This is a genomic window from Citrifermentans bremense R1 (genome assembly GCF_000426865.1).
In the GTDB taxonomy this organism is placed as follows: Bacteria; Desulfobacterota; Desulfuromonadia; order Geobacterales; family Geobacteraceae; genus Geomonas; species Geomonas bremensis.
In genome coordinates, this window is sequence record NZ_AUGE01000053.1 from 1 (window position 1) to 8,921 (window position 8,921).

Here is an 8,921-nt window from a genome sequence, read left to right on the forward strand (position 1 = left end):
GGGGAGGGGACTAGACTGACGGGGCACGCTGAATGGCAAGGCTCCTCCCCCCAGCGGGGGGAGTCGGGAGGGGGGAAGGTCGCCGGAGGAAAAGGTTTTTTTTAACCCAACGTCATTTCTGCTTCTTGCCGTTTCCCTTTGAACCCATCGCCGTCTGCATCGCTTCCCCCATCTTGGTGGGGCTCGTCGCGACGGTTACGCCGCATTCGGTGAGGGTGCGGATCTTGTCCGCAGCTTTTCCCTTGCCGCCGGTGATGATGGCGCCGGCATGCCCCATCCTTTTCCCCGGCGGCGCGGTCACGCCTGCGATAAACGCCGCGACCGGCTTCTTCATGTGCTTTTGAATCCAGACCGCCGCCTCTTCCTCCGCGGCACCACCGATCTCGCCGATCATGAAAACCCCCTCGGTGCCGGGGTCCTCGTTGAACATCTTCAGCACGTCCACGAAAGTCATCCCGATGATGGGATCCCCCCCGATGCCGACGCAGGTCGACTGGCCAAGCCCCATGTCGGTAAGCTGCTTCACCGCCTCGTAGGTGAGGGTGCCGCTGCGGGAGACGACGCCGATCTTGCCGGGCTTGTGGATGTGACCCGGCATGATGCCGATCTTGCATTCCCCGGGGGTGATGACGCCGGGGCAGTTGGGGCCGACCAGGCGCATCTTGCTTTGCTGCAGGACAGCCTTCACCGGCACCATGTCGCGCACCGGGATCCCCTCGGTGATGCAGACGGCCAGTTCGAGACCGGCGGCGGCCGCTTCCAGGATGGCGTCCGCGGCGCCGGGAGGCGGCACGAAGATCATGGAAACGTTGGCGCTGGTGTACTTCACCGCCTCGGCCACCGTGTTGAAAACCGGTATACCTTCGATGTGAATCCCCCCCTTGCCGGGGGTGACCCCCGCTACCACGTTGCTGCCGTACTCGCGGCACTGCTGGGTGTGAAAGAGCCCGCTTCGGCCGGTGATCCCCTGCACCACGATTCTCGACGACTTATTGATCAATATGGACATATGAACTCTCCGGTTAAGTATGGGGCATAAACGGGATTACGCGGAACCTGGCGTCCCCTCCCCCTCTGGGGGAGGGACAGGGTGAGGGAACGGCCGTCGCAGTCGCCGAAGCTACCCCGCCAGCATCTTCACGATCCGCGCGGCCGCGTCCCCAAGGTTGTCGCCGCATTGCACGTTGAGGCCGCTCTCGGTAAGAAGCCTCTTCCCTTCCTCGACTTGGCTCCCGTCCATGCGGACCACGATGGGGAGGGTGCAGTTCACCTCGCAGGCGGCCTCGATGATGCCGTGGGCGATCACGTCGCAGCGCATGATCCCGCCGAAGATGTTGACGAAGATCCCTTTCACGTCGCTGTCCTGAAGGATGATCTTGAACGCCTCGGCCACCTTCTCGCGGGTGGCCCCCCCTCCGACGTCCAGGAAGTTAGCGGGTTCGCCGCCAAATTCCTTCAGGACGTCGAGCGTCGCCATTGCGAGGCCTGCGCCGTTCACCAGGCAGCCGATGGTGCCGGTGAGTTTGATGTAGGCGAGATCGTATTTCCCCGCGTTGATCTCCAGGGGGTCCAACTGGGAGTAGTCCATCATGTCGGGGTATTCCCGGTGCCTGAAGATGGCGTTGTCGTCGAAGGTGATCTTCGCATCCATGGCCATGAGCCAACCGGCGCGGGTCACCACCAGCGGGTTGATCTCCACCAGGGCGCAGTCCTTCTCCAGGCAGACGCGGTAGAGGTTGAGGATGAGGCTGACGCAGTCCTCGCAGACGCTCCCGGACAGGCCCAGCTGCAGGGCGATGTGGCGCGCCTGGAACGACCTGAGCCCGGTGAAGGGGTCGATGGTCAGGGTGTGGATCTTTTCCGGGCTCCTCGTCGCCACTTCCTCTATCTCCATACCCCCCTCTGCGGAGGCGATCAGGATATAGCGGGAGGTGCCGCGGTCCAGGGTGATGGAGAGGTAGAACTCGCGGGCGATGTCGACCGCCTCCTCGACCAGGATGCGCCTCACCTTGAGCCCTTCCGGCCCGGTCTGCGGGGTCACCAGGGTCTTTCCGAACAACTCCTTGGCGAGGTCCTGGGCCTGTTCCGGGTGGTGCACCAGCTTGACCCCGCCGGCCTTCCCGCGTCCGCCGGCGTAGATCTGGGCCTTGACCACGCAGCGCCCGCCCATCTCCTTCGCGGCGCGCTCGACCTGGTCCGCGGTCAGGGCCACACGCCCGCGGGGCACCGGGATCCCGAATGCGCTCAGTATTTCCTTTGCCTGATATTCATGAATGTTCATCATGATCTCCTGTCCTGCAGCTTGTGGTTCGGTTGCGGACCGGGCTGCGCCGCACGTTATTGTTCTACCAGCCTTTTCTAAGAAAAAAAGTGGCCCAGCCTTTTAATTTTACCCCCGGACTGGCAGATAGGGCAGGGTAGGTTGCGTAAGGCCTTGGAATAGGAGTGAAAAACTAGAAGCTGGTAGGGGGAGTGACAAGGGGAGAGCAACCGCTCTTTCCATTAGAGCAAAAGAGTGGCAGTAAAAAAGGGTGGCGCAGGGAGACTGGCACTTTGCCGTCGAAAGGGGAAAGGCGAAGGGGGACAGGCACCTTCGGAGCCAGTCCCCTAGGTCGCGCCTTCATCAGCCCCCCTATTCCGTCTGGATATTGCGGCGGACCTTGGTTTTCTCCGACCCCCGGGTGCACTCCAACTCGACCTCGGAGATCCTCCTGAAGCTCCCGCCCGGGTTTTTCCTGGCTGCCCGTACCTGTCGCTCCACTGCAATTTTCCGGCACTGCTCCAGTACGGCCCCAATATCGGCGCCGGCTATGCCGCTGACCTCGAACCGGTGCTTTCGGGCCACTATCCCTTCCCCTTGGGTGCTGACGATGTCCCCCTGGCAGACCAGCTCTTCGGCCTGAGCTGCCCCGGCCATAAGGAGGAGGATCGCTATCGGTAATGTCTTGGTCATCAGAGCTCCTTAATCCTGGGGTCAATCATCCAGGGCGCGGCGATGCCTCCTGAGAGCCCTCTGATCTCCCCCTGCCGACCGCTGCTGCCGTTCTGTCGAGACGGCGCGGGAAGGTGCCGCCGGTACCGGCGCTACGGCGGCCGCCGGAGCAGGAGCTGCGATGGGCGCGGCCGCGGGCGCTATGGGCTGAGGCTGAGGGACCGGCGCCGACTGCACCAACTGGGGTGCCTGTGGCGGGGGGGACGCTGCGCCGCCCGGCGCTGTCGGTGCCGTCGGCGTGCCCGGGCTGGCGACGGCTGGTCCCCCCTTTTTCCCGGTCGCAACGTCGAGGACCCGCGCTCTTTTGAGGTACCGCGCCGGGATCTCGTGGAGGCTGTTGGTGTAGAAGGTGGTTCCCTTTGAGTCCTTCCAGGTGTACATCTCCGCCGCGGCGGCGGACGCAGTCAGGGCGAAAGCCAGCAGCATCACGAGTGTCTTCATTGTCCCTCCAGGGCCTGCAATCTGAACCTGGTTATTATTGAGGATAACCAGCGTCCGTTCAACCTAAAAATAGTCCTGAAAGGTATCGGCAATATTCAGCAATGCCTTAGCTCCATCTCAGTGCAACTGTCATGAATAATTAACCCCATTGTGATATCCTAAGGGCTATGAGAAAAGCGGCAACGAAGAGCCTATAGGAGAAAAAAGCCATGAGGAAAGCAACATTTTTTGCGGGGTTGCTGACAGTTTTAGTGGTGTCAGTTCTGGTTGTTCTTGAATCTGGTGAAGATTCGGCAATAGTTAACGCTGCTTCGCGGATCAAGGTCTTTTCAGCGGAAAAGGGGACCTATGTCATGAGCGACGAAATAGTGAAAAGCAAAGATGAGTGGAAGAAAATACTGACTCCGGAACAGTACCATGTACTGAGGGAGAAAGGGACCGAGCGCGCTTTCTCGGGTAAATATGCAACCAGCCACGACCATGGCGTCTACCGCTGCGCGGGATGCGGCCTCGACCTCTTCCGGTCCGAGGACAAGTTCGAATCCGGTACCGGCTGGCCCAGCTTCACCGCGCCGATAGCCAAAGAGAACATCAAGACCGAAGTGGACCGCAGCCTGTTCAGCACGCGCACCGAGATCCTTTGCCGCCGTTGCGGCGGACACTTGGGGCACGTCTTCAACGACGGGCCTAAACCGACCGGGCTTCGTTACTGCATGAACTCGGCGGCGCTGCAGTTTGTGGCCACGAAGTAGCTGCGGCTCCCCCGCCCACCTGCCGCGACGGAAGGGATCCGATGCCGGGGCAGGAGCTGCGGCGGGGCCTGGCAGAGGAGAAGAGTGATGAAACATATTCGATTCGCAATTCTTACCCTGACGGCGCTTTTCTGCGCGGCGGGACCAACCTTGGCAGCAAGCGCCACGGCTCCTGGAGGCAAGGGTACCCAGCCCGCCGGGCACCTGGAGAAGGCGACCTTTGCCGGGGGGTGCTTCTGGTGCATGGAGCACCCCTTTGACGAGCTGCCCGGTGTCGTCTCCGTCACCTCGGGCTATACCGGCGGCCATAAGATCAACCCCACTTACGAGGAGGTTTCCTCCGGGAGCACCGGGCATGCAGAATCAATCCAGGTGGTTTACGATCCGGCGAAGATAGGGTACGACAAGCTCCTCGACGTCTTCTGGCACAACATCGACCCGCTGGCGAAGGACCGGCAGTTCTGCGACAGCGGCGAGCAGTACCGGAGCGCGATTTTCTACCATAACGAGGAGCAGCAACGCCTGGCCCTCCAGTCCAAGAAGGCGCTGGAGTCAAGCAAGAGGTTCAAAGAACCCATCGCCACCCAGATCGTGGCGACGGGGGTGTTCTACCCCGCCGAGGAATACCATCAGCACTACTACAAGAAGAACCCGATCCGCTACTTCTACTACCGCTCGAGCTGCGGGCGCGACCGGCGGCTGAAGGATCTGTGGGGTCCACCTTCGCGGTGAAACTAGTCGGTGGACAGGCTGGTGGACAAGGTCGCTGTGTAATAGCGATTACCCGTATCATCGGGAGAGGCCATGAAAAACAGGGAAATCGCACGGATCTTTTCCGAGATCGCCGACATCCTGGAGATCAAGGAAGGGAACGTCTTCAAGATAAGGGCCTACCGGCGCGCGGCGCTCAACCTGGACGGCTTCAGCCGGGACCTGGCGCAGCTCTCCCACAAGGAACTCCTGGAGATTCCGGGGGTGGGGGCGGACCTTGCCGGGAGGATAGAGGAATACCTCCAGACCGGCACCATGGCGGCCTACGAGGAGCTGAAACAGGAGGTCCCCGCCGGCGTCTTCGCGCTATTGGCCATCCCGGACCTGGGGCCTAAGACGGCGAAGGCGATCTACGACGCCCTGCAGATCGCGAGCATCGAGGAGTTGGAAAAGGCCGCACTCGAACACAAGCTGATCGGCATCAAGGGGATCAAGCAGAAGACGGAGGAGAACATCCTCAAGGGGATAGCGGCGGTGAAGCGCGGGCGCGAGCGCCAGCCGCTGGGGCGCATGCTCCCTGCGGCTCAGGACCTGGTGGAGGCGCTCAAAGAGCGGGCTCCGGTGGAGCGGATCGAGGTGGCGGGAAGCATCCGGAGGCGCAGGGACAGCATCAAGGACATCGACATCGTCGCCACCTCGCCCGATCCGGCCGCCGTCATGGCGGCTTTTGTCGATCTGCCGCAGGTGCACGACGTCATCATGCGCGGCCCGACCCGTGCCAGCGTCACTATTCGCGAGGGGGTGCAGGTGGACCTGCGCGTGGTGGACCCTGCCTCCTATGGCGCCGCCCTTGCCTACCTCACCGGCAGCCAGGCCCATAACGTGCGCTTGCGCGAGATGGCCCAGAAACGGGGGCTGAAGATCAACGAATACGGCATCTTCCGGGAAGAGGACAACCAGCGTCTGGGGGGCGTGGACGAGGAAGACGTCTACCGCCTGCTGGACCTGGCCTTTGTCCCCCCGGTGCTGCGCGAGGACCGCGGCGAGATCGAAGCGGCGCTCTTGGGGAAGCTGCCGCAGTTGGTGACCCAGGCCGACATCAAGGGGGATCTGCACGTCCACTCCAGGTGGAGCGACGGCGCCCACGGCATCGCCGAACTGGTGGAGGCGGCAAGGGAGCGGGGGCTATCCTACCTTGCCGTCACCGACCATTCGCAAGGGCTTGGAGTCGCGCGCGGCCTCTCCGTGGAGCGGCTTCGGGAACAGGCCGCGGAGATAAAGGCATTGAACCGGGAGCTCAAAGGGTTCCGGGTGCTGCACGGGACCGAGATGGACATCCTCGGCGATGGGACGCTCGATTTTCCTGACGAGGTGCTGAGGGAACTGGATATAGTGGTTGCCTCCATCCATTCCGGGTTCAACAACTCCAAGGAAGTCATGACCTCGCGCATCGTCGCAGCCATGCGTAACCCCTACGTCTCGATCATCGGGCATCCGACCGGGCGCATCCTCGGAGAAAGGGAAGGGTACCAGATCGATATGGACGAGGTGCTGCGGGTAGCCAAGGAGACCGGGACGGCGCTGGAGATAAACGCCTACCCGATGCGGCTGGACCTGGAGGATAAGCACGTGCGTCGGGCCAAGGAGCTGGGCGTCATGATCGCCGTCAACACCGACACCCACGCCAAGCTGCAATTCGATTTTCTCCCCTACGGGATATCGGTCGCCCAGCGAGGCTGGCTCGAACCTGCGGACGTGTTAAATACGCTGGACCCCGACCAGTTGCTGAAGAAGCTCAGAGAGAAGAGGAAGAGGATGGCAAGATGATGCAGGGGGACTGGCTCCGTCAGGTGCCTGTCCCCTTGCTGAGTTCTGCTGCCAACAAAGAAAGGGAACAAGACCATGCCCAACTACTGGCTATTCAAATCCGAGCCCTCCAGTTTCTCGCTGGAGGACCTGAAGCACCGCCCCAACGCGACCGAGCATTGGGACGGGGTGCGCAACTACCAGGCGCGCAATTTCCTGCGCGATGAGGTGCAGGTGGGCGACCTGGTCCTCTTCTATCACAGCAACATTGCCGAGCCGGCGGTGGTGGGTATCGCCGAGGTGGTCAGGGCGGGGTATCCAGACTTCACCGCATTCGACCCCGAGAGCCACTACTTCGACCCGAAGAGCAACCCGGAGAAGCCCGCCTGGTTCATGGTGGACGTGAAATTCGTGCGCGAACTGCCGCGCCCGGTCACCCTGTCCGAGCTGAAAACGGTGCCGGAGCTCTCCGGCATGGCGCTCCTGAACCGGAGCCGCCTCTCCATCCAGCCGGTCCGCAAGGAAGAATGGGACCTGATACTGAAGCTGGCCGCAGTCTAGCAGTGATCGCGGCAACCTAACCGAGGAACTCATGTCTATAAGGAAGCGCTCGAAGAAAGCGGGGCTTGCCCCCGGAACCCTGATCCACATGGGGCGCGCCAAGACCGGCGCCACCAAGATCGACCTGGTCGAATACGATGAATCCCACCTTGAGGCGCGGCCGGTCGAGTCGATCAAGCAATGCCTGGTGAAGAAGCCGCTCCCCACGGTGACCTGGGTCAACGTGGACGGGCTGGCAGACCTTGAGGTGCTGCGGCATTTCGGCAGTTGCTACGGCATCCATCCCCTGGTGCTGGAAGACATCCTCGCCACCGACCAAAGACCTAAAGCCGCGGATTACGGGGATTACCTGTACGTGGTCCTCAAGATGATCACGCTGGATGGTGAAAGCGGCGAGTTGAAGTCGGAACAGGTGAGCCTGGTCCTGGGGCAAAACTACCTTGTCTCGTTCCAGGAGGGGCTGGAGGGGGATGTCTTCGAGCAGGTGAGAAGCCGGCTCAACAACGAGAAGGCGCGGCTGCGCGCAATGGGTCCCGACTTCCTGCTGCACGCGCTTCTCGACGTCATCGTGGACCACTACTTCCTGGTGCTGGAGGAGATATCGGACCGCATCGAGGACATCGAGGACGAGTTGATCGACAACCCGACCACCGCGACGGTCCAGGCCATCTACCGCCTGAAGCGGCAGTTGCTGTTCCTGCACAAGGCGTTCTGGCCGCTGCGCGAAGCGGTGAGCAGCCTGCAGCGGCGCGACTCCCAGTTGATCCGGGACACCACCGTCATCTACCTGAGGGACCTTTACGACCACACCGTGCAGGTACTCGACACCCTGGAGACCCTGCGCGAGATGCTCTCCGGCATGCTGGACATCTACCTATCCAGCGTTTCCAACCGTCTCAACGAAGTGATGAAAGTATTGACCATCATAGCCACCATCTTCATGCCCCTCTCCTTTATCGTCGGACTGTATGGCATGAATTTCAAATACATGCCCGAGCTGGAATGGCACTACGGCTACTACATGGTGCTGCTCCTTTCCGCCTTGATCGGTGGGGGAATGCTGGTCTATTTCAAAAAGAGACGGTGGATATAGAGCACTGTCATTAGAACTTCTTTGTTGACACTGTTCAGTTTTTATTAGTAATCTGCAGCCTCGAAAAGGCAAACCCAGGGTAACTTGGGGACGCAAAGCCACCTGTCCAGCACGAGTTGGAAAGAGGGGTTACCGAGGCGGTGATAAGCCTGCCATTTCTTATGGTGGGCTTTTTTTATTTCCGTTGCTCTTTCCTCAATGAAGCAGGTTTGAACTGTAATAGATTAAAATAATATGCAAGTTTTAGACGTTTTTTACCACTGGAGCAGTCTTGGAAGGCTTTTTCCTCTCTCTGAGCTGTAAAAAAATTCACTGTGAAAAATTTTACAGTTGAAAGAAAGCCCTTGAAATATAGACGAAGCGTAGATTTGACTGTAAAAAATGAACACTAAATTGAATCTAATAATATTGAATGCGCAGTTTAAACTGCTGGTTTTCCGTTAAGGCACACTGCTCTCGTGGTTGGTGCACTAGCAGGCCGTTGAAATAAAGCGGCGGATGTCAGCAACAGCCTTTGCTGACGTTTGCTGAACTGCTGTTGTCGTGATTTTTGCTCTTTTACAAC

9 protein-coding genes and 1 riboswitch are annotated in these 8,921 nt (G+C 60.4%); of the genes, 5 read left to right on the forward strand and 4 right to left on the reverse strand.

Annotation, left to right across the window (positions count from 1 at the left end):
- Positions 1-112: 112 nt before the first annotated feature.
- From sucD to K419_RS0118265, 4 genes are all read right to left on the reverse strand, one after another.
- Entirely contained in the window at positions 113-1,009 is an 897-nt protein-coding gene (gene sucD / locus K419_RS0118250) for a succinate--CoA ligase subunit alpha (protein ID WP_026842814.1), read from the reverse strand.
- Between the two features lie 111 nt (positions 1,010-1,120).
- A complete protein-coding gene (sucC, locus tag K419_RS0118255) occupies positions 1,121-2,281 on the reverse strand; it encodes an ADP-forming succinate--CoA ligase subunit beta (protein WP_026842815.1) in 1,161 nt (386 codons plus the stop codon).
- A 351-nt stretch (positions 2,282-2,632) separates the two neighbouring features.
- Positions 2,633-2,953, reverse strand: coding sequence for a hypothetical protein (locus K419_RS0118260; protein ID WP_026842816.1), 321 nt, complete (start codon positions 2,951-2,953; stop codon positions 2,633-2,635).
- A gap of 21 nt (positions 2,954-2,974) precedes the next feature.
- The gene (locus K419_RS0118265; RefSeq protein WP_026842817.1) at positions 2,975-3,433 is read right to left on the reverse strand and encodes a hypothetical protein; all 459 of its coding nucleotides are present in this window, start codon (positions 3,431-3,433) and stop codon (positions 2,975-2,977) included.
- Positions 3,434-3,786: 353 nt separating this feature from the next.
- Here K419_RS0118265 and msrB point away from each other — a divergent pair, with 353 nt between their 5' ends.
- The 5 genes from msrB to corA all read left to right on the forward strand — a co-directional run bounded on the left by msrB (position 3,787) and on the right by corA (position 8,356).
- Positions 3,787-4,185: a peptide-methionine (R)-S-oxide reductase MsrB gene (msrB, locus tag K419_RS0118270; RefSeq protein WP_226377734.1), complete on the forward strand. Its 399-nt coding sequence runs from the start codon at positions 3,787-3,789 to the stop codon at positions 4,183-4,185.
- 87 nt (positions 4,186-4,272) lie between these two features.
- The gene (msrA, locus tag K419_RS0118275; protein WP_026842819.1) at positions 4,273-4,917 is read left to right on the forward strand and encodes a peptide-methionine (S)-S-oxide reductase MsrA; all 645 of its coding nucleotides are present in this window, start codon (positions 4,273-4,275) and stop codon (positions 4,915-4,917) included.
- Between the two features lie 72 nt (positions 4,918-4,989).
- A complete protein-coding gene (gene polX / locus K419_RS0118280) occupies positions 4,990-6,723 on the forward strand; it encodes a DNA polymerase/3'-5' exonuclease PolX (protein WP_026842820.1) in 1,734 nt (577 codons plus the stop codon).
- Positions 6,724-6,798: 75 nt separating this feature from the next.
- Positions 6,799-7,263 (forward strand): EVE domain-containing protein, encoded by a 465-nt coding sequence (locus K419_RS0118285; protein WP_026842821.1) that lies wholly within the window; start codon positions 6,799-6,801, stop codon positions 7,261-7,263.
- 31 nt (positions 7,264-7,294) lie between these two features.
- The gene (gene corA, locus K419_RS0118290) at positions 7,295-8,356 is read left to right on the forward strand and encodes a magnesium/cobalt transporter CorA (RefSeq protein ID WP_026842822.1); all 1,062 of its coding nucleotides are present in this window, start codon (positions 7,295-7,297) and stop codon (positions 8,354-8,356) included.
- A gap of 57 nt (positions 8,357-8,413) precedes the next feature.
- A riboswitch (cyclic di-GMP riboswitch) is annotated at positions 8,414-8,493 on the forward strand.
- The last annotated feature ends 428 nt before the right edge of the window (positions 8,494-8,921 follow it).